We start from the raw sequence: 25,295 nt of genomic DNA on the forward strand, positions 1-25,295 counted from the left end.
AAAATCGGCCCATCAATTAAGGTCCGGATGAGACTAAGTACATCTGCTGATCTAAATAACTTGTCCAGCAATCCACCAAGTGAAGTGCGAATTCCGTAACGTCGTCGACGTACCGCTCGACATCAGCGGAATTCATCCCGGCAGACTGAAAAACTTGATGAAAGGGAATATTGCCATGCGCCAGATCGTTACGCACGCCACCCAGCTTTCGCATCGACGCGTCCCAGCGAGCGTAGGGGAAGGCGGTGCCCGGAAGGCCATACACATCCCAAATTCGCGCGTACAGCTGCGGGTTGGGCGTTTTTCCGTCCATTGGAGGTTGCGCCGACTTTGTGATAATCGGTAGCTTCAATGACAGGCCGCTAAGATCTAGAGTCGTTGCCTCAGCTCTTCGCGGCCATACTTTTGTGGCATCGCTCAAATCGCGTAGGCTTTCGAATGCCTCATGTGCTGCGAGCTGTCGCAAGCACGGTATGAGATCCTTAATTTGATGGTTACCGTTTAGTTCTTTATGTGTTTCTCGAATCAAATATTTGGTAAGCGACTCCAATTCCGCCACCGTATAAATGACCGCACTGGCGCGGGCCTCCAAAGTCGCAAAATTCCACCGTCTTGGGTCTTGCCTACTCAAAGACAGGGCCGCCAGCAGATACGTCTTTAAAGAGTCAGTTCGCTTCAATAGACGGTCGGCTTCGCCGAGAATAGAGGAGACTAAGAAATCATGCGCGCCCACTGAAGAGCACCTTCGCTCGATTAATGCGCGCTTCCAGCTTTGTGCGGGTATTGCTACCGCCTGTGCTTGCCGTCACGAGCGCCGCATCGTCTTGCCAGCCCGATGGCGGGATGGTTACATCAACTCCGTCTGTGAGCAATTCAGCGATACCTACCAAGCATGCCTCTAGCTGAACAAGCGGAGTAACCGCCGTTGCTGTTCGCAGTAGCGGGCCGCCCCCTGTCGCCTCCAGAAGAGATGATACCGAGCGGCTGTATAGTTCTATGTCAACCTCGACACTTTCCGAACCCTGCACCGACTCCATGTAATCGTTAAGGAATTTCTTGACACGCCCATCAAATTTATCGCGGGCATTCTTGTAAGCGAAGAATTTGAGTACCTGCTCGGCAGCGGTTCCGTCATTCTGTCTGGCTTGCTGCAGCTTAAGCAGATCCTGCAGATCCCCACTTGCCAACTCTTCAAGGAGTCGGTTGAATTCTCCCCGATAGATGCAGGCGCGCACCTCTTGTGGTGAAAGTGCAATCGAGCCGGCATTCAGCCGCTCAAACAAATCGAAGCGAACTTCTTTACTGCTTTTATCCGTCAGGGATATTACCTGCAGTGGCTGTCGACCGAAGTATCTCTGTAGCGGCACCGGGAGGTCATCGTATCCGACCCCGTTAAGTTGGGTAAGTTTTTGCAGCCTCGTAAGCTTCAGCGCTTTGCTGCGATTTACCGCCTTTAGGCCATCGGGACCTTCCGCAATAAAGTACAGAAGTGTTGAAAGTCGCTGAAGGCCATCAACAACCTCCCATTGAAAGCCGGCATTAGTAGCCACAAAGATAGGAGGGATCGGCAACCCTAGAAAAACGGATTCGATGAAAGTTGAGCTAACTTCATCGTCCCATCGGTACTTGCGTTGATACTCAGGCGTGATGCTGAGTTCGCCGTCGGCTAGCATTCGCACCAACTCACGGACCGAAAAGTCATGGCTCGCCACGTCAACTTTTTTGCGTTCTTCTCCTAGCTGATCTTCGAGCGAGCTGAGTTCTGAAGCAACTGTCATACTGGTCAGCCTACGCAATTCGCTAGCCCAAGCACAGTCACTCCGCCCTTTCACTTACGCGGCCAAGCTGGGCTGCAGCGGGTACTGAAGCTTTGCTTGACCCTAGACGCGTGCGACCTGCGCAACTACCGTCCAAGCGTGGAGTCGGTCGATTTCGACCTGCGCAAGGCCCGCGATTTGGTTGATGAGATTTGGTGACCTTTGGACGGTGCTGATCCTGAGAGCAAGGACGGCTACGTCGTAGGCATGTTCTCCGCTCATGCCGCGAGGATCGATGTACAGCCAATGCTGTGGGCCGTTGGCGATGATGTTGCCACTGGATGCGTCTCCGTGACAGAGGGCGGGAACGTGATCACGAGTTAGGTCGGTCAGGAGGCCGAGTGCGGCCTTGCGTTCGCTGGCCGGCGCGACGGTCGTGCCGGGACGCAGATCGCCGAGGTTGTCGTCTTTGAGGCGGTCGCGGAGCCAATCCAGCACTGAGGGCATTCCATGTCGTGGGGCCGGCCGGTTTCGCATCTTTGCCAGTGGTGCGAAGAGTGCCTGCGGGTTGACGGTTGCCGGGTCGGTTCGGCTGAGCGGGGTGCCTGGTAGCACGCGGTCGGCGACGGTCCAGGTTCCGTGGCTGGTGGTGACGGCCTCGTGGATCTGTGGGGCGGCGCCCAGGTCAGCGAGCGCGGTGGCTACGGCTGCCTGGTCGTGGCCGCGGGGGTCTGGGCTGCTGCGGAGTACGAGTGGGCCGTCTGGGGTGTCGACGGCGACGACGAAGCCGTAGCGGGCTGGCAGGATGCTGCGTGGTGTGGCCTGGTAGCGCTCGCAGAGGGTTTGGAACTCTTCGTGGACCTTGGCTGCCCACACGTCCGCGAGGTCTGGCCAACGGCGTTGGACGTTCGCCAGCACGTCGGCCGGCAAAGTGAGTTGGTCGGTCATCGGCTCGGCTTTGCGGGGATGCTGGACAGCACATCAGCAATGGCCTGCATGGAGCCGATCACCACGTCTGCTCCCGCGTCGGTGAGTCGCTGGTCCTTGCCGGGCTTGTTGGCGTAGCCGACCGTGGGGATACAGGCGGCTTGGCCTGCCTCGATGTCGGTGACTGAGTCGCCGATGAAGATGGCGGCGTCGCGGCTTGCCCGTGCAGCGGCGGGGCCTTGCTCCACGAGAAACGGGTCCGGCTTGAGCAGGCGTGGATCCATGCCGTCGAAGCGGGCGGCGATGCCGGCCACGTAGCGGAGTAGGTCGTGCTGGTGGAGGTAGGCCTCGATCGCGGCGCTGCTGTTGTTGCTGACGATGGCGACTGAGCGGCCGGCGGCGTGAGCTGCGCGGAGCACATCGGCGGCTCCGGGTGTCGGGGTGGCTGAGGCGATAGCCTTTACCTCGGCGTCGCGGCAGGCGTCGGATACCTCGCGGATCAGGCTGTCCTCGGCGACCGCGGCGACCGCTACCAGGATGTCCAGTGGGTCGAACGGCAGGTCCGCGAACACCGGCGCCAGTTCGGCGCCGCCGCGTTCTTGGGCGAGGATGCGCATCTCCTCGGCGATCGTGCGGGCCGGATAGCCGGCGAAGACGGAGCAGATCGGCCCGTCGAAGTCGATCAGGAGACAGCCGGCGTTGGCGACCAGGTCGGTGAGGGTCACGGCGTGTACTCGTGGGCGATCGTGGTCCAGATGCTGTCGAACCAGGCCTGTGACTGCTGGACGAACTGATCGCTCGCGTCGCCCTCGTCACCGGTGATCACGTAGTGGAACAGCGGCACGTCTTTGCCCAGCACGTCGAAGATCGGAACCGGCTGCTTGTCCACGGACACCGTGTTGCGGACGACTGGATAGAACCCGAAAAAGACCTCGTCGCGGTTGAGGATGTAGAGCTTTGACAGAACCGTGGTGCCGTAGGCGCGAACCTCGGTCGTGGCGTGGCGAACCAGGCCGAGCGTGGCCAACTCGCTGACGGACTCCTCGATCGCCTCGGTGTGCCGGCGGGCGATGCGGGCAGCGCGCTCGCGGACCGCGGGGTCGTCGCCGGCTGGTTCGGCGCGGGATGGGACTACTGCTGGTAGACCCAGGTCTGGCAGCAGGATGCGGATCGCGATTGACTCCGGCGTCAGGCGGCCGGCGCGGATCTTGTCCAGCGGCTCTTGAATGGCGCCGTGCAGCGTCTCGCTGGAGAAGCCGGCGAAGTCGAGCGTGATGTGTGATTGCTCAAACGCGGCCTCGATGTGCGGCCGCAACCCGACCGGGCGATCGGTCTGCGCGCGTACAAACGCGCCGCTGCCCTGACGGCTCACGATCAGGCGATCGTCGCGCAGGATGCGGAGCGCGGACTTGACCGTCTCGCGGGCCACGCCGTACCGCTCGGCCAACTCGTTCTGCGACGGCAGGCGCTCACCTGGGGCAAAGCGACGCGTCAGGATCGCCGCGCGCAGCACGTTAGCGATCTGCTGCGAAGCCGGCCGAGCGTCGTCCGGCTCCAGGTCGTCGAGGTCGCGAGCTTCCACGTTCACATCGGACAGCTTAAGGCCTGGCTAGCCAGGCTAGGGATTTCAGGTCGCCAGGGGTTGCGTACATCTGGCGACACCCTTACGTTCAATGTGGCTAGCCAAGCTAGCCAAATTGAGTCCTCATTCGACTTGATCGCCGAGCGTTACCCGGCTGACCTTGTTCTGGCGAGGGCGGTCGGCACCGAGGCGGGCGCGTTTTCATATCCCAACAGGGATGCCCGCCTCGGTGCCGCTCCACGCTGCTGCGGAGGTCCGGTCATGCCCGAACCGCTCAACGCCGGCGGGCAGACACCGCCGATCAACCCGCCTACCGGTTGCACCAACCCGCTCATCTGGCGGCTGGCCCGGCGCCTCTACGCCGATCATCAGCCCGGCCCGGACGGCTGGTGCCTCAACTGCCGGCCCGCCATCCTCTACCCCTGCGTCGCTCGCCAGCTCGCTGACCTCGGTCTTGCGACCGCGATGGGACGTACGGCCGCCGGCCCGCACGTCGCCAACAAAGGTCACCACTGGTGACCGGCGTTCTGTCGATCTCCACCCCGCCGCACCTGCCGGTCCCGGCCGATCAGCTCGTCGGCCGCGTCCTGGAGATCCCGGACGGTAAATGCCGGTACCGCGATGGCGTCCTGGTCCTGCGCGTGCAACGGGTTCGGCTCGACATCTCCCAGTGGTACGGCGGCCTGTGGATCTGGGTGGAAGGCGACGAACTCATCGGCGGCTACCGGCTGCGATGGACGCAAGCCCTGGTTCACGTCGCCGTGTGCCACCAGGTCACCCATGCCGAAAGCCGCGGGGCGTGACCGGAATGCCGATCGAACCCGTCCCGGCGAAGTACGCGAACATCGCCGACGCGGTACAACAACGGATCGAGCGCGGCACCTACCCGCCCGGGTCGATGCTGCCCAGCGAATCCCAGCTCGTCCGAGAATTCGACGCGTCCCGCTCGACGGTCGTCCGGGCACTGGAGTACCTACGCCAGCTCGGCTACCTGGAAGGCGTGCAGGGCAAGGGCCGGCTCGTCCTCGGCACGCGACCGCGCCGGCGCCCGTCACTGCCCCGCCGGCTATTCGACGCGCTGCACGCCGCGGAGCTCACGCACGGCACGGTCATCGGGGCAGGTGGCGCACCCGCCTCGTCCCGGATCGCGACGATGCTCGCCATCCCCGTTGGTGAGTCGGTGGTTGCCCGCCAGCGGGTCATGCAGGGCGACGGGACGGACTGCTCGACGCTCTCCACGGTCTACCTGCCCGCGGTCGCGGCGATCGGCACCGGATTCGCCGATGCCGGGCCGTTGCGCGAAGGTGCACTAGATCATCTTGAGCGCTGTCGGCGACTCGCGGCGGCTGACGTGATCGAGCGACTTTCTGCCCGGCCGGCGACCGCCCGGGAATCGACGTTGCTCACCGTCGATCCAGGCGCGGTCGTTCTGACGAACCTGCTGGTAGTTCGCAGTGCGGAGGCGAACCCGCTGCTCATCGTTGATCTTGCCCGTCCGCTGCCATCTCAAGGCATCGAAGAAATCTTCTCTTTCCACTAAGGATTTACTTGGCTAGCCATGCCGTCCATGTGCTAACTTCGGTCCAACTTGGTTAGTCAAGTAACTAGGTTCGACGGAGGGAGTCGTTCGGTGATTCCGAACTCGATCAAGGTGCCGGTGCCGTGGGACTACGTCGCTCCGCACGGCGCGCTCTGCCTCGGCGTGGAGCCGGCCACCGACTTCGACAAGCGCGGCCAAGGCGACGACCAGCTGCGCGACAAGGAGACGGGGGAGCGGATCTGGCTGGTCCGCCTGCTCGACCTGGACCCCGAGGCCGGAAAGTTCGGCGGGTCCAAGGAGTTCAAGGTCAAGGTCGTCGCGCCGCACCAGCCGGTCCCGCCCACGTCCGCGGTGCCGGGCTACCCGCCCATCGTGCAGTTCGACGACGTGATGCTCACGCCGTACGTCGACTCGCAGAAGTGCAAGGGCGTCGGAGCCAAGTGCCGCGCCCGGCTCGGCTGGTCGATCCGCGCCAGCGCGATGAGCGCCCCGCAGACGAGTCGCGCGCAGGCTGCCTGACCTGCAAGTAGCCGCGTCCGGGAGCGGGGTCAACAACCGCCAAGAAGTCACCCCCGCCCCGGGCGCTCAACCACTCCACCCACAAAGAGGAGAGGGCTGCGATGCCCAAGCTATCCGACGCTGCCCGCATCACCACCAAAGACAACACCATTTGGCGTACGTGCACCGGCTGCGACCTGCTCAAATCTCTCCCGCTCGACGTCGACCGGTGCGCCGCCTGCGCCGACCCGGACGCCCGCCTCGCACTCAACCGCTACGCGCTGGACGCCTGGGACAAGCTGTACCGCTACGCCTCGCTCGTCGGCCGCATCGAGGCATGGGCGCTGCTCATCCCCGACGTCAGCGACGCCGAACGCCTCGACCACATCCGCCAGGCACTGACCGCCGACGCCCCGGGCAAGGCGGCGGACTGATGCCACTAATCAACGTCATCAAGGGCGACCCGATCCCCGTCGCACCGCTCAACGTCCGCACCCCGTTCGTCAAGATCCCGCTCTGGGCAGCGATCCTCTGGCAGACCCTCAAGACTGTCGCTTGGCTGGTCAAGGCCTACGTCCAGCACTGGTACGCCACCCTCCCGGTCACCGGCTTGGTCTGGCTTTACCTCGCCTACGGTTGGCAGGCCCTCGCCTTGCTACTCGGCGGTATCACGACCGCCGTGACCTGCTGGTTTCACGTGAATCGGGCGTCATGGCTGCGGTTCGGCTGGTGGCCGGCACTGGCCCGGTTCCGCAGGCTGGTCTACCGGCGGCGGTGGATGGCCGCGATGGTCACCGCGAACCTGTCGATCTCCTACGACAAACGCACGATCATCCCCCAGATCCGCCGCGTCCGGTGCAAGGCCGGCGGCTGCGACGAGGTGCTGGTCCGGATGGTGACCGGGCAGATCCCTGACGACTTCGCCAAAGCGTCCGAGCGGCTGGCGCAGACCTTCGGGGTCCGGCAGGTCAAGGCCATCCCCGGCCCGACCTACGGCGCCGTGGTCCTGGTCCTCATGCGCGGCGACACCCTGCAAGAAACAGTGGAGCCGTTCCCGATCCCGTTCGCGCCGGACTTCACGGCCCTGCCGATCGGTGTCCAGGAAGACGGCGGCCTCTACCGGCTGCGGTTGTTCGGCACCCAGGTCCTGATCGTCGGCGCTACTGGCTCGGGCAAAGGCTCGGCCATCTGGTCGATCGTCCGGTCTCTGGCCGGCGGGGTCGCCTCGGGGCTGGTCGAGCTGTGGGGCCTGGATCCCAAGGGCGGCATGGAGCTAGGGATCGGCAGGGCGCTGTTCGCGAAGTTCGCCTCCCGGGACTTCGCCGAGATGGCCGCCATGCTCGAACACGCGGCGGCCACCGCCCAGGGACGGGCCGCCCGGCTCGCCGGCAAGACGCGCCAGCACACACCGACCGAAGATGAGCCGCTGATCGTCCTCGTCATCGACGAACTGGCAAACCTGACCGCCTACCTGACCGAACGCCAGCTCAAGGACCGGATCAAGGCCGCGCTCGGCATCGTCCTCACGCAAGGTCGAGCCGTCGGCGTCCACGTCGTCGCCGCGATCCAGGACCCCCGCAAAGAGGTCCTTCCGGCCCGCGGGCTGTTCCCGACCCGGATCGGGCTGCGGCTGTCCGAGCCGTCAGAGGTCGACCTGGTGCTCGGCGACAACATGCGCGACCGCGGAGCCCTGTGCGACCGGATCCCGCAGACCCAGCCCGGCATCGGCTTCGTCGTCCTGGAGGGCGACCCGACCCCGATGCGGGTCCGGCTGACCTATTGCGACGACACCACCGTCCGCGACATGGCCGACGACTACGGGGTTGCCGCGTGAAAGACCGGATCGAATCTCTCGCCCTGGCTGTCATCCTCACCGTGGTAGCGGTGGCGGCCGGGTGGGCCTCCTTCACCCACGTCCACGACTGGACCATGCGCCACGCCCCGGCCGGAACCCCGGACGCCTTCGGCTGGGTCAACGCCGTCATCTCCGAACTCGTCCCGGTCGCCGCGCTGCTGACCATCAAACGGCGCCGCACAGCAGGCGCGTCGATCGGCTACCCACTGTTCCTGCTCATCGCCGCCGGCACCCTGTCCCTCTCGGCCCAACTCGCCGTCGCCCAACCCAGCCCTTCCGGCTGGCTCCTGTCCGCGGTCCCCGCCCTCGCCTTCATGGCCCTGGTCAAGCTCGTCTTCGCCGGCACGCCGACGGCAGCCTCGACGCCCGTGGTGCCGGAAGCGATGCCGGAACCGGCTCCGATCATCGAGCCGATCCCGGTCCGGCCGACCACCCGAACCAACGGGGTGCCGATCATCGGGCAGGTGACCCGATGACCACCCCCACCCTGCCCGCCCCGGCAGAGACAACGACCCCTCGGCCGGGCTCCAGGGCCGCCCGACTTGCGCTGCCGCGGGCCGTCGACGCACTCAAAGACCTGGCCATCGACCACGGCGTCTGCATCCACCCCATCGCGCTCCGGCGGACCGACCTGGCCACCGGCAAAACCGAACTCGTCGACCTGCCCTGCGGCGCAACCCTCGAAGCCAAATGCCCGCCCTGCGCCAAGAAGGCCCGGCGCCTGCGGCAGATCCAGATCCGCGAGGGCTGGCACCGGGCCGACGAACCCCAGCCCGGCCCCGCGCCAGCGACCGCTCGGCAACGGGACCTGATCACCGCCCGGGCGCACCTCGAATTCGACCGCGCCGCCCTCGAACTGACCCCGATGGACCCGGCCGGCCGCGTGGCCGAACTCGAACGGATCGCCATCGCGATCGAAGCAGTCGAGCAGGAGATCACCGCGGAAGGACTGCGCGGCAGCATCACGCCGGGCCGCGGACTCGATCAGGACGAGGACGACGACCAGCCCCGCCGGGTCCGGTCCACCAAACGGCGCCAGGACGTCCCTGACCTGCCCCGGCAGAAGGTCGACGCCCGCACGGTCGGCCGGACCTACGTCGGACCAGACGGGGTCGAGCACCGCCCCTCGATGTGGCTCACCCTGACCTTGGACAGCTACGGCCCGGTCCACTCGATCCACCAGGGCCGGCCGTGCTCCTGTCGCCGCCATCACACCGCCGACGACCCGCAGCTCGGCACGCCGGTCGACCCGTCCCGGTACAACTACCGGCGGGCGGCCTGGGACGCCGTGCACTTCCCCCGGCTGCTCGACCGGTACTGGCAGAACCTGCGCCGGGCCGTCGGCTGGAACGTGCAGTACGCGGGCTGTGTCGAGCCGCAACGCCGGTTGGCGCCGCACGCGCACTTCGCCATCCGCGGCACCATCCCGCGCGCGATGTTGGAGCTGGTCGCCAAGGCCACCTACCACCAGGTCTGGTGGCCACCCGCCGACCAACTCCGCTATCCGATCAACCGGCCACCGGTCTGGGACGCCAAGGCGGAAGCATGGGCGGACCCGGACACCGGCCGCCTGCTGGCGACCTGGGGCGAAGCCCTGGACGCCGTCGACGACGACCCGGACGCCGAGCCGGCGCACCTCGTTCGCTTCGGCGCCCAGGTCAAGGCCAAGGGCGTCGACACCGGCTCCGGCGACGTAGAACGCACGATCGGCTACATCACCAAGTACGTGACCAAATCCGCCGCCGACTGCCACCAGACCACCAGCGACCCGCAACGCGCCCACCTCGACCGCCTCTGGCACGAACTCCGCGTCACACCGTGCTCGGAACGCTGCTCGAACTGGCTGCTCTACGGCGTCCAACCCAAGAAAGCCCACGGCCGCCTCCGGCCCGGCCACTGCAAGGGCCGGGTCCACCAGAAGACCACCCTCGGCATCGGCGGCCGGCGCGTCCTGGTCTCCCGCGACTGGTCCGGCAAAACCCTCGCCGACCACCGCGCCGACGCCCACGCCTGGGTCAAAGCAGTCCTCGGCGTCACCGACGACCCAGAGGCAAACGAAAAGCCGGCGGTCGCCTGGGAGATGGCCAGACACGACGACCCGGACCTTCCCCCACTCGAACACCGCCTCCTGCGAGCCATCTCCCAACGCATCCAGCGGCGCGCCGAACTCGCCGCCGCACGAAGACCCGCAGATGTTTCGGCAACTCAGGACGCGCAGGCAGGAGGGGGACTTTGACCGTGGCGGACGACGACCTGATGACGGTTCTTGAGGTGCTCGACGTCTTGAAGGGAGTGTCGCGGCGGACCTTCTACCGCTGGCGCGAGCTCGGCAACGCCCCAACCTGCATCCGCCTGCCCAACGGTGAACTTCGGATCGTTCGCAGCGATCTCCGCGAATGGCTCAACCGGCACCGGGAGGCGGCGTGAAGTCCCAGGAAGTCCGCATCCGGTCCATCCAAATCAACAAGCTTGCCAACCGCCGGAAGTCGTACACGGTGCGGTGGTTGCTGGCCGGCAAGCCGGAGTCGAAGACGTTCACAACCCGGGCGCTGGCCGATAGCTACCGGTCCGACCTGATGCAGGCCATCAACCGCGGCGAGGCGTTCGACACCGACTCCGGTCTTCCCGAGTCGATGATGCCGACTCCAGTGGGCGTCAGTTGGCTGGCTTTCGTCCGGCGTTACCTCGACATGAAGTGGCCGGATGCCGCCGCGAAATCACGGGAGAGCCTGACCGACGCACTGGCCACGGTCACGCCCGCGCTCGTTGCGGACGTTCCCGGCCGGCCGGACGCCGAGCTGCTGCGGCGGGCTCTCCGCGGTTTTGAACTTGTTCCGGCAACTCGTGAGGCGCCGCGACCTGCTGATGTCGCTAAGGCTCTGCAGTGGCTGGAGCGGGCGTCGCTTCCTCTGGCTGACCTGGCTCAAGCGTCGGTCATCCGCCCGGCGCTCAACGCGCTGACTGTGCGGCTCGATGGCCGAAGCGCTGCGGCCACCACGAGCCGGCGCAAGCGCGCGGTCTTCTACAACGTTCTTCAGTACGCGGTCGAGCTGGAACTCCTCGCGTTCAATCCGGTAGACCAACTGCGGGTGCGCTCTAACCGAAGCAAGGTCTCCGTCCAGGTCGACCGGCGCGTGGTCGTCAACCCCGCGCAGGCACGTGAGCTGCTGACCGCCGTGACCTACGTCGGCACGCGTGGCAAGGACGGCTGGCGTGGGGAGCGGCTTCGGGCGTTCTTCGCCTGCATGTACTTCGCGGGGCTCCGGCCGGGTGAGGCCACCGACCTGCGCCGAAGCAACTGCAAGCTTCCGGCAACCGGCTGGGGGACTCTGACCGTAGAGCGCTCGCGGCCGGCGGTGGGCAAGCGCTACACCGATAGCGGCGAGGTCCACGACGACCGCGGGCTCAAGCATCGAGGTCAGGCAGAGGCGCGGGAGGTGCCCATTCCGCCCGAGTTGGTCACGATGCTGCGCGAGCACCTGGAGCGCTTCGGCTCCGACGAAACGGGTCGGCTGTTCCGGAGCACGCGTGGGGGAGTGGTCTCGTCCTCGTCGTACGCCCGCGTCTGGGAGCTTGCCCGCGCGGTTGCGCTCCCGCCGGACCGGGTCGGCACGCCGCTGGCCGGCCGCCCTTACGATCTGCGGCACGCCGGGGTTTCGCTGTGGCTCAACGCGGGGGTACCCGCCACCGACGTGGCCGACCGCGCCGGCCACTCCGTGGACGTCTTGCTCAAGGTCTACGCCAAGTGTCTCGACGGTGATCGGGAGCGATTCAACTCCCGGATCGAGGCTGCACTCAGTGACTGAAATCGGGGGATTGACCTGCGGAAACAACCCCAAGATCCATTGCACGCATTTTGCACGACTGGCGACAAACGGCGGCTTCCGGAGGCCTACGGCTGCACACGGTGACACATCGGCGATCTTGAGTCCGTGCAGGTCAGCGGACGTTTCTGGTGATCGATAGAGTGCCCCCGGCAGGAATCGAACCTGCGACCTGCGGTTTAGGAAACCGTCGCTCTATCCCCTGAGCTACGAGGGCGCAAGTGGTGATCCTACCTGACCAGCGGTGACCTCCAGCACCCGATAACGCCCACCGCTGACCAGCGGCATCGTGGCCGGGGCGATCCGGCCGCCGGATCGCAGACGGAGCATGGGGATCGCGCGGTGGCCGGCCTCATGCCCGTTCGTGCCCAGCAGATGCCGGCGGCGAGCCGATCGGCGATCTTCTGTTCGACCCCGCCGAAAGTGAGCCGTCCGGCATCGCGGCTGGAGTAAACCGACGACTGTTCAATCAGGTGGTCGTCGCCATCATAGTAAGCGCTCTACCGGTACGGACGGATCGTCCGTACCGGTCGAGCGGCCGGTCAGGCCACGTTGATCGCGTACTGGCGCGGCTCCGAACGGTTCCCCGCCGCGTCCAGGCCCCACACGGTCAGGGTGTGCTTGCCGGAGGCCGTCGGATACCAGGTGACCACGGCCGCGCCGCCGGCCTGATCGGCGGCGACGGTGTTCTGGATGTAACCGTCCTGGCCGTAGGCGAACCGGACCACTGTCGGGTCGCCGTTGGCGGTGAACAGGAAGGTGCCGGAGCGGTAAGCCCCGCCGACCGGGGCCGCCGAGTTCTCCGGGTACTCCGGCGAGCCGACGGTCGGGACCGTGGCGGGCGGCGTGCGGTCGATGGTGAACGAGCAGACGTCACTCCACGCCGAGTACTCGCGCGTGTCGAAGGTCCGTGCGCGCCACGCGTACCCGCCGTCGGCCAGCGTGCGTCCCGGGATCGAGCCGATGCCGAACTGGCCGTCCCAGCCGGACGACGTGCCGCCGGCCGGCATCGAGTGCACGTCCGAAGGGTCGGCGGCCGGCCACCACTGGAACTCCGAGCTCAGCGAGTCCCACGGGCTGGTGTCCGGGTCCGACATCCGGGCGTACGCCGACAGGTCGGTGTTGGTGACGAAATCGCCGGTGCAGGTGTTGTCCTGGTCGTTGATCTTCAGGTCGACCGGCTTGTCCGGGGCCCGGTTGACCAGGTTGACCTCGAGGCGCGTGTCGTTGAAGCGGAGCCAGCGGGCGAACTTCGCCTTGGCCTCGCGGGCGCCGCGCACCCGGATCTCGACGAAGATGCTGCTCTCGCCGCGCTTGAGGGCACGGGAGACCATCGTGGTCAGATCGGCCGTCGCGGTCTGGCAGGCATCGGCGGTGGCCCGGACCGCGGCGCCGGTCAGCGCCGGCGGGTTGGCCCAGGTGTTGTCGGCGAACGGCTGCGTCTGGCGCACGGTAACGTCCCGCTCGCCCGGTGTGCTGCCGTCCTCACAGGACTTCCCGTAGTCGGGGAGCACCACGATTGCCTGCTGAAAGCGGGACTTGTTGATGCTGCCGAGGTCGAACGAGACATACGCACGCGTCGTGTGCGTCACGCCGTCCTGGTCCACCCGGGTGCCGATCGGCGTCTCGCCGCCGCTCGGGTAGTACTCCGTGACGTCGGGAACGGCCGAATCTGTGTACGCCTCGAGGGACGGGCTGATGCGGTAGTGCGGCTCGGTGGTCGCGGCGAACGCAGGCGCCGCCACCCCGAGCGCCACTGTGGCGATCAGCGTGGTGGCCCCGATCCACCTGAGGGAAGCGACTCTCACAACTTTCCTTCCTGTTGGATGCGCAGGGATCGTAGCGATCGATCGACGGCGCTGCGAGGCCGAGTTGATCAAGCGATCCGGCGAGGCTACGAAACCGTACCGTCGTGTGCCAGAATCCCGGTCACAAAGATCGATGATTCGGGGGCAGAACACCATATGAAAAGCAGGCTCAGCGGAGCAGTCGCGACCGCTGTACTGGTCGCGGGCGTAGTGCTGCCGGCCGGGGCGGCGCACGCCGACGACGCCGGCTCGATCACCGGCCGCTTCACCCAGCCGTCCGGCGGGGCGACCACGGTCAATCTGTGGACGACCGCCGGTGCCAGCGCAGGCCAGGTGAAGACCGACGCCGACGGCGACTACACCTTCACCGGGGTCGCGCCGGGGCAGTACAAGGTGCAGTTCGGGGTGCGGTCCGGACCCGACACACGCTGGCAGTGGGCGTACCACCAGATGGGTTTCTCCGCGGCGACAGTGGTTGATGTGACATCAGGTGCCGTCACCCAGGTCGACGACAGCGCGGTGGATCCGGGCGGCGTGCAGGTGACGGTCACCGACGCGGTGTCCGGCGCCCCGGTCGAGCACGTCTGCGTCAGCGACATCGAGGCGTTCCCGATGAACTGCGACGGCGACGGCGGCATCCGGATGCTGACCGGCCTCTCCGACGGATCGCACACGCTCTACGTGCAGTCCCCGGACGGGCTGCACGCGCGCACCTCGGTAGCGAACGTCAAGGTCGTCTACGGCACGGTGGCCAAGGTCGCGGTGTCGATGACCCCGACCGGCGCTGTCACCACGAAGGTCGTCGACCGGGCCACCGGCGAGCCGGTGGCCGGCGTCTGCGTCGCGGCGCTGCCGGTGGTCTTCGGCAACCTCGACTCCAACACCTGCCGTTTCGGCGAGAACTACTCCGCCGACGACGGCACGATCACCCTCGGCGAGTTGACCACCGGGCAGTACAACCTGCTGGCCAACCCGGAGTGGACCTCGTACGGCATCCAGTGGGTCGGCGCCAAGGGCGGCACCGGCAGCCAGTACAAGGCGAAGCTGCTCGACGTGACCCCCGGCTCCTCGGTCGCCGCGCCGGTTATCCAGCTCGACCAGGCCGCCGCGATCACCGGCACGGTCCGCGACGCCGACACCGGCGAGGGCCTGGTCAACGGCTGCGCCTCGGTGCTGCCTTGGAAGGGCGGATCGGACAGCAGCGCGAGTGGCCCGTTCTGCTCGTCCTGGGGTGAGGACGGCAAGTACACGATCGCCAACCTCGGGCCGTACCCGTGGCCGGTCCAGTTCTCCTACTACTACGACTCGACCTACGCGTCCTACTGGTCGGGTGGCGCCACCGACCGCAAGGCGGCCCAGCTCGTGATGGCCGGTAGCCTCGACCAGCCCGGGGTCCTGGACGCCGAGCTGCACAACGTCGGCACCGGCCTGACCGTGGCCCCGCGCACCGCGGACGGTCAGCCGTACATCGGCTACCTGCTCGTCGACGCCTACAACGCCAAGACCGGCGACTTCGTCAAGGAGCTGAACTCGCAGCAGATCCTGGCCGGCGTCACCGACCAGGCCGTCCGCCTGCGTTATGTGGTCGGCGGCGTTTACGGCACCGGGTGGTACGGCGGCAACAGCTTCGCCACCGCCACCAACGTCCGGGTCCAGCCCAGCGCCCCGAAGATCGTGAAGCTCACCCTGCTCGTCCAGTGATGCCCGCGCCGTCCCTGGTCCACGGCAGCGTGGGCCAGGGACGGCGTCATAACGTACGCCGATCAGCCCGTCGGTGTAGAGCACCGGCGTGCCGCCGGGGACGCGATCAGGCCAGCCGATATCCCCAGGTCAGGCGCAGCGCTGGGAGGCTCCAGTGCTCGATGGCCGGGCGCAGTTGGTGCCTGGCGGCGTGTTGTGCAGCCGTGCGGGCTTCGTCGCGGAGCCGGTCACGGACCGCGGCGGCGTGGTGGATGTCGTGCCGGGCCGCTCGTTCCGCGACCGTGGCCAGTTGGTGACGCTGCTGCTGATGCGCGGCGATCGCCTGGAGGATGACCAGTTCCTGTTCCACGGGATGCCGCCACGGGTCCCAGCCGTCACGGCCGGACAACGCGGCTGCCAACGCGGTGGCGGGCAGGTCGCCGCGTTCGACGGCGGCGCGGACGGTGCGGTGCAGGAACCGGGCCCGGTCGGTGACTTCGGTCGAGGTCCGCGCGGCCCACGGGGCGGTGAACACGGTCGTGGCCCGGCCCCGGGTCACCTGCTTCTCGGTCGCCTGCCAGGTCAGCCACAGGTCGTCGGCGCGCTGCCCGGCTTCACGCCACAGCTCCTGCCGATAACGGACCGCCTCGTCGGCGTGGGCCGCGGCGACCCGCGCCTGCGCGGCGTACCGGATCGCGGCGGCGGCGTCACGCCGGGCTTGTTCCCGGGCCTCGAGATGGCAGCGCAGCACGTTCACGATCGTCATCACCAGCCGGCCGGGACGGTGCACCGCCTGGGGGCTGGCCAGCAACATGACTGCGGGAACCGCGGCCACCATCAACATCATCCAGATGGCCACCGGGACCATCGGGTCGGTCAGCACCGTCTGCGGCACAGGGTTCACCGTCGAAATCCTTACTGGAACGAGAAACGGGGCGGCGGACAGCCTTCGGCCATCGACGCGCTGGTGACATGCGGCGGGCGACCGCCTTCAACGCCTGCTAGATGGCAGCGGTGGGCGGCGCGCGGGAGACACCGATCGACACGGTGTTCTGCTGCGTCAGGACCTGCTCGCGATCGGCGACCACGACAGCGGCCGTCGTATTGTCCTCGGCCGTGGAATCACTCGGCCGGTCAGCTGAGCCGCCGTGTTGGTGCCCGCTGACCGCGGCGGGTCGGCCGGCCGCTGAACGCCGGACACCGGCCGAGCCGTGCGCGGCGGTCAGCGCCAGGGCCAGAAGGACGGGCAGACAGCGGCGGAACACACCGCGCGCCACGTCCTTGATCACGTCAACCACGGTACGCACCGACCGTCCCCACACCGGGCTGGCACGCGCAGCACCACGGAGTGACGTCACGCGAATTTCACTGCCGCAGGCTAGGGCGTGTTTTAGAAGTTGGGTTTTGCCGGTGAGGGTCACGGCGTGGCGGTCATCGATAACTGAAGAGGTCTCCGGTAAGTGGTTCAGCGACCAAGCTAGAACTTCATACCGGAGACCTCGTGGCCACCTTAGCGGTGACGACGCGGCATGACCTCACCGACGCTCAGTGGCAGCGGCTTGCTCCGTTGCTGCCGGCTGTGTCGGGGAACGGGCGGCCGCCGAAGTGGACGAAACGGCAGCTCATCAACGGGATCCGCTGGCGGATCCGGAACGGGGTTCCGTGGCGGGACGTCGCCGCCGTCTATCCGCCCTGGCCTACCGTCTATGGACTGTTTCGCCGCTGGCAACGCGACGGCACCTGGGACAGCATCCTGGCCGCTCTGCAGGCCCATGCCGATGCGGCCGGCCGGATCCGCTGGGACATCAGCCTCGACTCGATGACCAGCCGCGCCCATCAGCACGCGGCCGGTGCTCGCCGCGACGGGCAGTTGCAGAAGGAGCCGCCCGGCGGCGTGCACACCGAACCTGATGATCACGGCCTGGGGCGGTCGCGGGGCGGGTTGACCACCAAGACGCATCTGGCCTGTGAGCAGGGGCAGAAGGTCATGGCGTTCATCGTGACCGCCGGGCAGTGCGGGGACAGTCCGCAGTTCATCCCGGTCCTGTCCAGGATCCGGGTCGGCCGGCCCGGCGGTGGCCGGCCCCGGACCCGCCCCGACACGGTCCTCGCCGACAAGGCCTACACCTCGAAAGAAAACCGTTCCTACCTGCGTAAACGCGGAATCCGGGCGTGCATTCCCAGCAAGAGTGACCAGGACGCCCACCGCAAAGCCAAAGGCCGCAAAGGCGGCCGGCCACCCGCTTTCGACCGGCTCGTCTACCGGCAACGCCACGCCGTCGAATGCGGCATCAACCGCCTCAAACGCCACCGCGGCGTCGCGACCCGCTACGACAAACTTGCCGTCCGCTACCAGGCAGTTCTGACCATCACCATCATCTGCGAGTGGCTCTGACCTGCTTATGAAACACGCCCTAGGTCCAGGTTGCGCCCGAGACTGCGCCGTGCCCGCCTGCCGAGCGGAATGTGGTGAGGTCGGCCGCGAGCTTGTCGTCATCGAGCTCATCCAGATCGATCCCGGCCACCACGACGTCCAGTCGGGTCAACTCTTCCGGATGGGCGGCCCAATATTCCGCAGGGACCCGGCGGACGACGGCCGACAGCAGGTCTCCCGGGTAGCAATCCCCCTCCGCGAGCGGGTCATGCTCAAGCACGGCCAGTGCCTCGGGCACTAACACCGGCACGCCCACCTGCTGGCCGAGCATGATTCTCAGATCCTCGACCGCCAACTCGCCGATCGGTTTGCGCCGCAGCCGGTGAACCGTGGCAATGAGCCCGGTCGCATCAGCCGCCGCGTCGCCCCAAGCGTCGCCCTCAAGCTCTTCGAGCGATTGCTCCCGTGCGCCGGTCATGGCACCTCCCTTCCTCCGGAGACACCGTCCCTCGTGGTGAGTACACAGCGTGTGGTGTCTGTCGTCGCCCGCTTAAAGTAGGCCGCTGACCCGGGCGGAAGGCAACGATGGCGAAGCTGGTCAGGAGGACGGGATGAAGAAATCCACCGCACCGGCGCAGCGGCGGCCGCGAGCCGGTCGATGGGAGTCCCAGCTGTCCGCCTGGATGCGGGACGTGGCCGACCCGCCGGAGCTTCCCCAGCCCGCGGCTCCCGGGCTCGGCCTGCAGTTCGAGCTGGTGAACGGATACCTGCCGCGAACCCGCAGAACCGGCCGGCGGATCTCGATGCGCCCGGTCCTGCCCGCTCGCTGACGCTGCTGCGCCAGGCCAGCCTGGACGTGGCACTGGTCGACGAGCAACACCGGGCAGTTTCGTCGACGAAACTCGACCTGCTCGTGGAGCAGCTCACCGACATCGCCGCGGAGGGTCACCGCACCCTGGTCTTCAGCCAGTTCACCCGGTTCCTCGGCGCCGCTCGCGAGCGGCTGGCGCAGGCCGGCATCGCGTGCGTGTACCTGGACGGCGCCACCCGCAATCGCAAGCGGGTCATCGAGGAGTTCAAGGCCGGTGCCGCACCGGTCTTCCTGATCAGCCTGAAGGCCGGCGGATTCGGCCTGAACCTGACCGAGGCGGACTACTGCATCCTGCTCGACCCGTGGTGGAACCCGGCGACGGAGGCGCAGGCGGTGGACCGGACGCACCGCATCGGGCAGACCCGGAGCGTGATGGTCTATCGCCTGGTGGCGCGCAACACCATCGAGGAGAAGGTGATGGCCTTGCAGGCGCGCAAGGCCGAACTGTTCGCCGGGGTGATGGACGGCGGAGAGTTCGCGTCGGCCGCGATCACCGCCGCCGACATCCGCGAACTCCTCGCCTAGCCGGCCGTTCGACTCGGCCTTTTCGGTGCTGCGGTCAGCGGCCGGCGGCGTCGGCCAGGGCGCGCTCGACCGGGACCGGGCGGCCCAGGTAGAAGCCCTGGCCGAGGCGGACGCCGCAGGCCATCAGGGCGTCCCGCTGGGGGGCGGACTCGATGCCCTCGGCGATCACCGTGCAGTTGTTCATCTCGGCGAACTCCACCACGGTGCGGATCGCGACCTGGCGGGCGCTCTCCGTCTCGACGCCGGCGAGGGAGGCCGGGCCGAGTTTCAGGATGGCCGGCTTCAACGCCTCCATCTTGGACAGCGTGTCGTATCCGGCGCCGGCGTCGTCGATGGCGAAGCGGAAGCCGGTGGGGAACCGTTCCAGGTCGGCGAGCTCCGGGCTCGGGACCTCCAGGACGATCGGGCGGTCGGCCTCGTCGAGCAGCGGCGCCAGCTCCTCCGGACGGCGCAGCAGCTCCGGGGAGACGTTGATGCCCAGCCAGGTGCCGGCCGGGAGGGAGCCGGCCGACGCCAGCGCGGCCCGGATCAGCGCCGCGTCCAGGTCGATGTGCAGGCCCTGGTCCTGTGCAGTGGCCAGGCCGCGCTGCGGGGAGGTGCCGTCGGCGAACCGGGTGAGCGCCTCGTACCCGACGACCGTGCCGGACTCCAGCTCGAAGATCGGCTGGAAGACGGTGAAGAAGCTGAACTCCTCGAACGAGTGCGACGAGTCCGGCGACTTGCCGGTGGCGGTCGGCCGGCGGCCGGGCTCCGCGTGGCCGGCGCGGACCGCGACCAGGCCGGTCCCGCCCCGCTCGTTGCCGTAGTGCAGCACCGACGCCCAGTCGCCGATCGCGCCGTTGCCGGTGGTCGCGGGAGCCGGGGCCGACGTGACGGCCTTGGTGCTCCGGGACCGTTTACGGGGCGCGACCGGGCGGTACAGCCAGGCACGCAGGTGGGCGAAGAGGTCGGCGATCGTGTTGCCGACACCGACGAAGGCGATCATCGCGTACAGGGAAAGCACTAGGTTGAATCCGGCGAATGCCAGGTTGTTCCAGAAACGGAACTCGACGTCGCGGACGACGGTGTATGCCGAGAACGCGATCAGGCTGAGCGGCGCGAGCAGGTAGAAGGCCGCCGCCGTGGTCCGGTCGCGGACCTTCGGCGTACGTTTGAATTGGCTTTTCTCGCCGGTGAGAAGTTGCAACAGCGACGCGAAGCTGCCGGAAAGATTGACCGGCAGCAGGATCAGGTTGAAACCGTAGATCCGGAGCACGTCCAGGCGTTTGTAGCCGTTCGCCTTCAAATCGGCGGACATCATCATGAAGTACGGCACCGACACCAGCAGCAGCACCGGGTTGAGCAGATCGCTGTTGAACGGGTAGAGCAGCATGACCACCAGGCAGATGGAGCTCCAGAAGATCGAGGCCATGTAGTTCACCCGCAGGAACAGCTCACCGAAACGGTTCTTCTGGCCGCGCCCGCGCCGCGCCCGGAACTGGTCCTTGAGCCGGGAGAGAATCAGCAGGCCGCCGTTCGCCCAGCGCTGACGCTGAATGGCGAGCGAGCCGAAATCCGGTGGTGTCGCGCTGTATGCGAGCCGTTCGGGATAGTTGTACAGCGTCCAGCCGTGCACCCCGAGATCGATTGTCGACTCGGTGTCCTCGATGACCGTCCGGTCCTGGATGTAGCGCTTGATCTCCCAGTCACCCTCGTAAGCCACCACACAGATGTCATCCAAAGCCTTTTTTCGCAGTACGGCGTTGGCCCCGACCCAGAACGTCGCGTCATATTGCGTCATGCCCTGGTGCACGATGTGCTGGATGTCGGTGGTCGCGCCGGAAATGCGCTCGACGCGGGTGGCCGCGCCCGGGAATGCGCTGTACGGCGTCTGGGTCACCGCGACCCCGGAATACGCGCCCTGTTCCATCATGTGCACGAGCCGCAGGCAGTAATCCGGCATCAGCACGCTGTCGGCGTCCAGGGTCAGCACGTAATCCGGGCTCGGCACGTTCAGCTCGCCCCGGCCCGCGCCGGCGTTCACCAGCGCCACCCCGAGCGGGGTGTGCACCTGCTGAAAGCTGCCGCCCATCAGCCCGATGTAGCTGTTCAGGTTCATCGCCTTGTTGGGCTCGTGCGACAGCGACACGTACCGTTTGCGCTCGAAACCGGTCACCTGCGCGTCGAAGATCGCGAGCAGCCGGCGGTAGAGCTGGACGAGCCGGGCCACCGGCAGGGTGGCGTTCTCCTCGGCGCCCCGCTCCAGCGCCCCGCCGATCGTGGCCAGTTCGGCGCCGAGCTGGCCGACGATGTGGTCGACGAAGAACACGTCGGTGTGGTCGATCATCTCCTGGCGCCGGCCGAGGTCGTCGAGCCAGTCACTCGCGGCCCGGTACTCGACGGCCAGCTCACGCATGTCGGCGGTGGTGCCGGTCCGCTGCTCGCGCTCGTCAAGGGCGCGCTCGAACCGTTCGTACGCGTCCTGCGCCCGCCCGAACGGCACCGCCATCTCGCCCTCGATCGTGCCCGGCAGCCGGCGCGCGGCCAGCAGCAGATCACGCGCGGCCCGGGTCCGCGGCTGCTGCGGGTCGTCGATCAGCAGCACCACCCGGAGGCCGGGGTACTCCTGCAGCGCGGCGGAGAGCAGCGTGGTCCGGATGACCCGCTCGTCCTCCTGGTACGACGGGACCAGCACGGTCACCGTCGGCGTCCGGGGCTTGGCCAGGAACGCGTCCAGCACGATCCGCGGCGCGCGCTGGTGCGCCCGGCTCCGGTAGAAGTAGCCGATCCGGGTGATCAGGTAGGCCGTGGCCGACGCCATCAGACCGGTGATGACCAGCAGGTAGACGATCGCCTCGACGGCCAGCCGCGCGGAATGCGCCTTGCCGACGACGAACTGCTCGAAGATCGTGTACGCGACGTACCCGGTCCAGACCGCGATGGTGAGCACCACCGCCAGTCGGCCGCGGGCGATCCGCCCCTCCGAGATGGGCGGCGGGATCACCGGATGCGGAGCCGACCGGCGATCCGCCCCCCACTGGCGCCGGTTGTCCGGCCGTAGCCGGGGCACCGCGTTGCGCTCCATAGGTCGTCCTCCACCCGAATCGTCGAACGGATCGGACCGCTCACCTGTCCATCGGAGGAGAACGGCGGTTGCATGAAGGGTTTTCGCAGGTTAAACCTCGGTTCCTTGATTCGGGGCCGGTGCTGCCGATTCGGAAGGGGAAGACTCCGATGAAGGTGAGCACCCCATGCCGGACGACGACCCGCTGGCCGACCCGAACTGGCAGGAACCGGACCAACCGGCCGAGAAGCTGTCCTGGCTGCGCATGTTGTTCCTGGTCCTGGTGGTGGGCGCGGTCGGGGCCGGCAGCACGGCCGCCGTCATGCGCTATCGGGACGCCGGGACCCGGGTGAAGTCGTGGGCGGTGCCGTACGTCGACGTCACGCTCACGCCGACGTTCGAGTTCCAGGACCCGGACGCCAACCCGGCGAACGACGTGGCGCTGGCCTTCGTGGTCGCCGACCCGACCGACGGCTGCGCGCCGAGCTGGGGTGGCGCGTACACGCTCGACGAGGCGGCCGCCTCCCTGGAACTGGACCGCCGGATCAGCCAGCTGCGCGCGGCCGGCGGCGACATCATGCTCAGCGTCGGCGGGCTGACGAACAAGGAACTCGCGGTGGCCTGCGCGGACCAGGCCCGGCTGACCGACGCGTACCGTCAGCTGGTCAAACGATATGACCTGGCCACGCTCGACCTGGACGTGGAGGGCACGGCACTGGCCGACCAGGCGTCGCTGCGACGGCGGGCGACCGCGCTGAAGGTGATCCAGACGGAACGGGCGGCGGCCGGGCACCCGCTGGCGATCTGGCTGACCGTGCCGGTCACGCCGCAGGGACTGACCGCCGACGGCGTCGCCGCGGTGCGCACGACGCTGGAGGGCGGCGTGACACTGCGCGGCGTCAACGTGATGACCATGGACTACGGATCGGCCGGCTCCGGCCCGGACATGCTCGACCTGGCCACCAGCGCCCTGACCGGCACCCACAAGCAGCTCACCGACCTCTACCTGCGGCTCGGCGTGCAGCTCAACGCGGCGCAGGTGTGGTCGCGGATCGGCGCGACCCCGATGATCGGCCAGAACGACGTCGACGCCGAGCGCTTCACCGTCACGGACGCGGCGGGCCTGGCCGGCTTCGCCGTGGACAAGGGCCTCGGGCGGGTCTCGATGTGGTCGCTGAACCGGGACTCGCGCTGCAAGGGGACGTTCACCAACGTCGTCGTGCACTCCAACACCTGCAGCGGTGTGGACCAGGCCGCGCTGGCGTTCTCCAAGGTCTTCGCCGGCCTGCCCGGCACCGCGATCGGCAGCACCAGCCGGGACGCGGTGCAGATCCCGGACCGGCAGGCGACCGTCGACGATCCGGCCACCAGCCCGTACCCGGTGTGGCGGCTCACCGCGCAGTACGTCGGTGGCTACAAGGTGGTCTGGCACAGCGTCGTCTACCAGGCGAAATGGGCCAACACCGGGGCTGACCCGTCGGCTGACGACAGCGGCGGCACCCCGAACCCGTGGTCGGTGATCGGGCCGGTCACCCCGGGCGACACCAAGCCGACGCCGACGCCGCAGGTCACCGGCGTGACCGCGGTCTGGAACCCGGCGGGCGACTATCGCCGGGGCGATCGGGTGACATTCGGGGGGCTTCCGTACGAGGCTCGCTGGACGACCAAGGGTGATGCGCCGTCGACCGAGTATCCCGTCGATCCGTCCGAGCCGTGGGCGCCGCTGTTCACGGTGCCGGGGGAGCCGGTGGTCAACTGATGGGTGGGCGGGCCGAGGTCGGCCCGCCCACGCTTGCTGTTCCGTATCACATCGGGTCGGTCGGTGGGCGTTGTCCACAGTGGTGGTCTGTCCACAGGGTGCCCACGTGATCTTCGGCTTTCCCGCGATAATTACCGGTGTGGAGGTGGCCCCCCTCAGGGAGGGCGGGTCCTGCTCAGTTACCGCCGGTCATGATCGACAGGGGGTGCCGTAGCCGGTCAGTGGTTGGGGCGAGGCCCGCCACCGCCGGGGCCACCGTTGCTCGGGCCGCCACCGCCGGGGCCGCCACCGCTCGGGCCGCCACCGCCGGGGCCGCCACCGCTCGGGCCGCCACCGCCGGGGCCGCCACCGCTCGGGCCGCCGCCGCTGGGGCCGCCGCCGCTGGGGCCGCCGCCGCTGGGGCCGCCGCCGCTGGGGCCGCCGCCGCTGGGGCCGCCGCCGCTGGGGCCGCCGCCGCTGGGGCCGCCGCCGCTGGGGCCGCCGCCGCTGGGCCCGCCACCGCTGGGGCCGCCGTTGCTCGGCCCGCCACCGCTCGGTCCGCCGCTGCTCGGTCCGCCGTGTCCGCCCGGCCCGCCGTTGCTCGGGCCGCCGCCACTGGGCCCGCCGTTGCTCGGGCCGCCACCGCTAGGGCCGCCGTTGCTGGGGCCTCCACCGCTGGGCCCGCCGTTGCTGGGCCCGCCGCCGCTGGGCCCACCGTTGCTCGGCCCGCCGCCGCTAGGCCCGCCGTGGCTCGGTCCGCCGCCACTGGGTCCGCCGTTGCTCGGCCCGCCACCGCTAGGTCCGCCGTGGCTCGGTCCACCGCCACCGGGCCCACCATTGCTCGGCCCGCCATGCCCACCCGGCCCACCGTTGCTGGGCCGGCCCGGCCCGTCGGACCCCGGGTGATCCGGCCGCCCCGGCCCAGGCCGTCCCGCGCCGGGCCACTGCGGCCGGTTCGGCCACCCAGCCGGCCACTGCCCCGGCCGCCACCGGTTGTCCCACCGGTTGTTCCAGTCGTTCTGGTCGACGATCAGCGCCCACGCCCCGCGCCGGAACCCCCAGCGAACCTTCTCGCAGTCGTGGTCGTCCCAGGCCCGAAATCGCTCCCCGACCAGTCCGGCCCGCTGGCAGGACCAGAAGTCGCGGTAATAGCCGACGACCTCGTCGTCGTCCCACGGGTTCCGCTGCTGCTGGGCGGCGGTGCCGCTGCCGGAGTGGCCACCGGCCGGTGCCGCTTGGGCGGGTGCGGCGGCAGCCGTCATCCCGGCCAGCA

General features: G+C 68.1%; 25 protein-coding genes and 1 tRNA gene. 15 read left to right on the forward strand and 11 right to left on the reverse strand.

Translation table 11 applies throughout. The features are described 5' to 3' along the window. Positions 1 to 16: 16 nt before the first annotated feature. The 5 genes from L3i22_RS02460 to L3i22_RS02480 form a co-directional block, all read right to left on the reverse strand. Complete coding sequence (locus L3i22_RS02460) at positions 17 to 733, reverse strand: HEPN domain-containing protein (protein ID WP_221325386.1); 717 nt, start codon at positions 731 to 733, stop codon at positions 17 to 19. Beyond that, positions 720 to 1,778: a DUF262 domain-containing protein gene (locus L3i22_RS02465; protein ID WP_221325387.1), complete on the reverse strand. Its 1,059-nt coding sequence runs from the start codon at positions 1,776 to 1,778 to the stop codon at positions 720 to 722. Before L3i22_RS02465 ends, L3i22_RS02460 begins: the two co-directional genes overlap by 14 nt. A 102-nt stretch (positions 1,779 to 1,880) precedes the next feature. Then, a complete protein-coding gene (locus tag L3i22_RS02470; protein WP_221325388.1) occupies positions 1,881 to 2,705 on the reverse strand; it encodes a phosphotransferase in 825 nt (274 codons plus the stop codon). Then, positions 2,702 to 3,409: an HAD family hydrolase gene (locus tag L3i22_RS02475; protein WP_221325389.1), complete on the reverse strand. Its 708-nt coding sequence runs from the start codon at positions 3,407 to 3,409 to the stop codon at positions 2,702 to 2,704. The genes L3i22_RS02470 and L3i22_RS02475 overlap by 4 nt, the downstream gene beginning before the upstream one ends. After that, positions 3,406 to 4,272 (reverse strand): GntR family transcriptional regulator, encoded by an 867-nt coding sequence (locus tag L3i22_RS02480; protein WP_221325390.1) that lies wholly within the window; start codon positions 4,270 to 4,272, stop codon positions 3,406 to 3,408. Before L3i22_RS02480 ends, L3i22_RS02475 begins: the two co-directional genes overlap by 4 nt. A 255-nt stretch (positions 4,273 to 4,527) precedes the next feature. Here L3i22_RS02480 and L3i22_RS02485 point away from each other — a divergent pair, with 255 nt between their 5' ends. The 10 genes from L3i22_RS02485 (at position 4,528) to L3i22_RS02530 (ending at position 11,965) form a co-directional block, all read left to right on the forward strand. Then, positions 4,528 to 4,785, forward strand: a complete 258-nt coding sequence (locus tag L3i22_RS02485; RefSeq protein WP_221325391.1) for a hypothetical protein — start codon at positions 4,528 to 4,530, stop codon at positions 4,783 to 4,785. Beyond that, positions 4,782 to 5,069 (forward strand): hypothetical protein, encoded by a 288-nt coding sequence (locus tag L3i22_RS02490; protein WP_221325392.1) that lies wholly within the window; start codon positions 4,782 to 4,784, stop codon positions 5,067 to 5,069. Before L3i22_RS02485 ends, L3i22_RS02490 begins: the two co-directional genes overlap by 4 nt. Before the next feature lie 5 nt (positions 5,070 to 5,074). Further along, positions 5,075 to 5,806 carry a GntR family transcriptional regulator gene (locus L3i22_RS02495; RefSeq protein ID WP_221325393.1) on the forward strand — a complete coding sequence of 244 codons (732 nt, stop codon included), beginning with the start codon at positions 5,075 to 5,077 and terminating at the stop codon, positions 5,804 to 5,806. 90 nt (positions 5,807 to 5,896) lie between these two features. Continuing rightward, positions 5,897 to 6,325, forward strand: a complete 429-nt coding sequence (locus tag L3i22_RS02500) for a hypothetical protein (RefSeq protein ID WP_221325394.1) — start codon at positions 5,897 to 5,899, stop codon at positions 6,323 to 6,325. A gap of 101 nt (positions 6,326 to 6,426) precedes the next feature. Further along, positions 6,427 to 6,738 (forward strand): hypothetical protein, encoded by a 312-nt coding sequence (locus L3i22_RS02505; RefSeq protein WP_221325395.1) that lies wholly within the window; start codon positions 6,427 to 6,429, stop codon positions 6,736 to 6,738. Beyond that, positions 6,738 to 8,138 carry an FtsK/SpoIIIE domain-containing protein gene (locus L3i22_RS02510; RefSeq protein ID WP_221325396.1) on the forward strand — a complete coding sequence of 467 codons (1,401 nt, stop codon included), beginning with the start codon at positions 6,738 to 6,740 and terminating at the stop codon, positions 8,136 to 8,138. Before L3i22_RS02505 ends, L3i22_RS02510 begins: the two co-directional genes overlap by 1 nt. Then, entirely contained in the window at positions 8,135 to 8,635 is a 501-nt protein-coding gene (locus L3i22_RS02515; RefSeq protein ID WP_255657898.1) for a hypothetical protein, read from the forward strand. Before L3i22_RS02510 ends, L3i22_RS02515 begins: the two co-directional genes overlap by 4 nt. Beyond that, entirely contained in the window at positions 8,632 to 10,395 is a 1,764-nt protein-coding gene (locus L3i22_RS02520; protein ID WP_221325397.1) for a replication initiator, read from the forward strand. Before L3i22_RS02515 ends, L3i22_RS02520 begins: the two co-directional genes overlap by 4 nt. A 2-nt stretch (positions 10,396 to 10,397) precedes the next feature. After that, complete coding sequence (locus L3i22_RS02525) at positions 10,398 to 10,586, forward strand: helix-turn-helix transcriptional regulator (RefSeq protein ID WP_370644348.1); 189 nt, start codon at positions 10,398 to 10,400, stop codon at positions 10,584 to 10,586. Continuing rightward, positions 10,583 to 11,965, forward strand: a complete 1,383-nt coding sequence (locus tag L3i22_RS02530; protein ID WP_255657899.1) for a tyrosine-type recombinase/integrase — start codon at positions 10,583 to 10,585, stop codon at positions 11,963 to 11,965. The genes L3i22_RS02525 and L3i22_RS02530 overlap by 4 nt, the downstream gene beginning before the upstream one ends. 162 nt (positions 11,966 to 12,127) lie before the next feature. Here the strand turns inward: L3i22_RS02530 and L3i22_RS02535 are convergent. Both L3i22_RS02535 and L3i22_RS02540 read right to left on the reverse strand, forming a co-directional pair. Then, positions 12,128 to 12,200, reverse strand: a tRNA-Arg gene (locus L3i22_RS02535). Between the two features lie 325 nt (positions 12,201 to 12,525). Next, the gene (locus L3i22_RS02540; protein ID WP_221325399.1) at positions 12,526 to 13,791 is read right to left on the reverse strand and encodes a hypothetical protein; all 1,266 of its coding nucleotides are present in this window, start codon (positions 13,789 to 13,791) and stop codon (positions 12,526 to 12,528) included. Between the two features lie 156 nt (positions 13,792 to 13,947). Here L3i22_RS02540 and L3i22_RS02545 point away from each other — a divergent pair, with 156 nt between their 5' ends. Continuing rightward, a complete protein-coding gene (locus L3i22_RS02545; RefSeq protein WP_221325400.1) occupies positions 13,948 to 15,492 on the forward strand; it encodes a collagen binding domain-containing protein in 1,545 nt (514 codons plus the stop codon). A 106-nt stretch (positions 15,493 to 15,598) separates the two neighbouring features. On the opposite strand, the gene L3i22_RS02550 is transcribed toward L3i22_RS02545, so the two are convergent. Next, positions 15,599 to 16,375 (reverse strand): hypothetical protein, encoded by a 777-nt coding sequence (locus L3i22_RS02550; RefSeq protein ID WP_221325401.1) that lies wholly within the window; start codon positions 16,373 to 16,375, stop codon positions 15,599 to 15,601. 97 nt (positions 16,376 to 16,472) lie between these two features. Further along, positions 16,473 to 16,760 carry a hypothetical protein gene (locus tag L3i22_RS02555; protein ID WP_221325402.1) on the reverse strand — a complete coding sequence of 96 codons (288 nt, stop codon included), beginning with the start codon at positions 16,758 to 16,760 and terminating at the stop codon, positions 16,473 to 16,475. Between the two features lie 212 nt (positions 16,761 to 16,972). Here L3i22_RS02555 and L3i22_RS02560 point away from each other — a divergent pair, with 212 nt between their 5' ends. Next, the gene (locus L3i22_RS02560; protein ID WP_221321871.1) at positions 16,973 to 17,866 is read left to right on the forward strand and encodes an IS5 family transposase; all 894 of its coding nucleotides are present in this window, start codon (positions 16,973 to 16,975) and stop codon (positions 17,864 to 17,866) included. A gap of 19 nt (positions 17,867 to 17,885) precedes the next feature. On the opposite strand, the gene L3i22_RS02565 is transcribed toward L3i22_RS02560, so the two are convergent. Further along, the gene (locus L3i22_RS02565) at positions 17,886 to 18,323 is read right to left on the reverse strand and encodes a contact-dependent growth inhibition system immunity protein (protein ID WP_221325403.1); all 438 of its coding nucleotides are present in this window, start codon (positions 18,321 to 18,323) and stop codon (positions 17,886 to 17,888) included. 133 nt (positions 18,324 to 18,456) lie between these two features. Here L3i22_RS02565 and L3i22_RS02570 point away from each other — a divergent pair, with 133 nt between their 5' ends. Further along, entirely contained in the window at positions 18,457 to 18,675 is a 219-nt protein-coding gene (locus L3i22_RS02570; protein ID WP_221325404.1) for a hypothetical protein, read from the forward strand. A gap of 26 nt (positions 18,676 to 18,701) precedes the next feature. Continuing rightward, positions 18,702 to 19,241, forward strand: coding sequence for a DEAD/DEAH box helicase (locus tag L3i22_RS02575; RefSeq protein ID WP_221325405.1), 540 nt, complete (start codon positions 18,702 to 18,704; stop codon positions 19,239 to 19,241). Between the two features lie 34 nt (positions 19,242 to 19,275). Here the strand turns inward: L3i22_RS02575 and L3i22_RS02580 are convergent, their stop codons facing one another. Further along, positions 19,276 to 22,305: an EAL domain-containing protein gene (locus L3i22_RS02580; RefSeq protein WP_221325406.1), complete on the reverse strand. Its 3,030-nt coding sequence runs from the start codon at positions 22,303 to 22,305 to the stop codon at positions 19,276 to 19,278. Between the two features lie 166 nt (positions 22,306 to 22,471). On the opposite strand from L3i22_RS02580, the gene L3i22_RS02585 reads away from it, so the two are divergent. Next, positions 22,472 to 24,043, forward strand: coding sequence for a chitinase (locus L3i22_RS02585; protein ID WP_221325407.1), 1,572 nt, complete (start codon positions 22,472 to 22,474; stop codon positions 24,041 to 24,043). The last annotated feature ends 1,252 nt before the right edge of the window (positions 24,044 to 25,295 follow it).

This window comes from Actinoplanes sp. L3-i22 (assembly GCF_019704555.1).
In the GTDB taxonomy this organism is placed as follows: Bacteria; Actinomycetota; Actinomycetes; order Mycobacteriales; family Micromonosporaceae; genus Actinoplanes.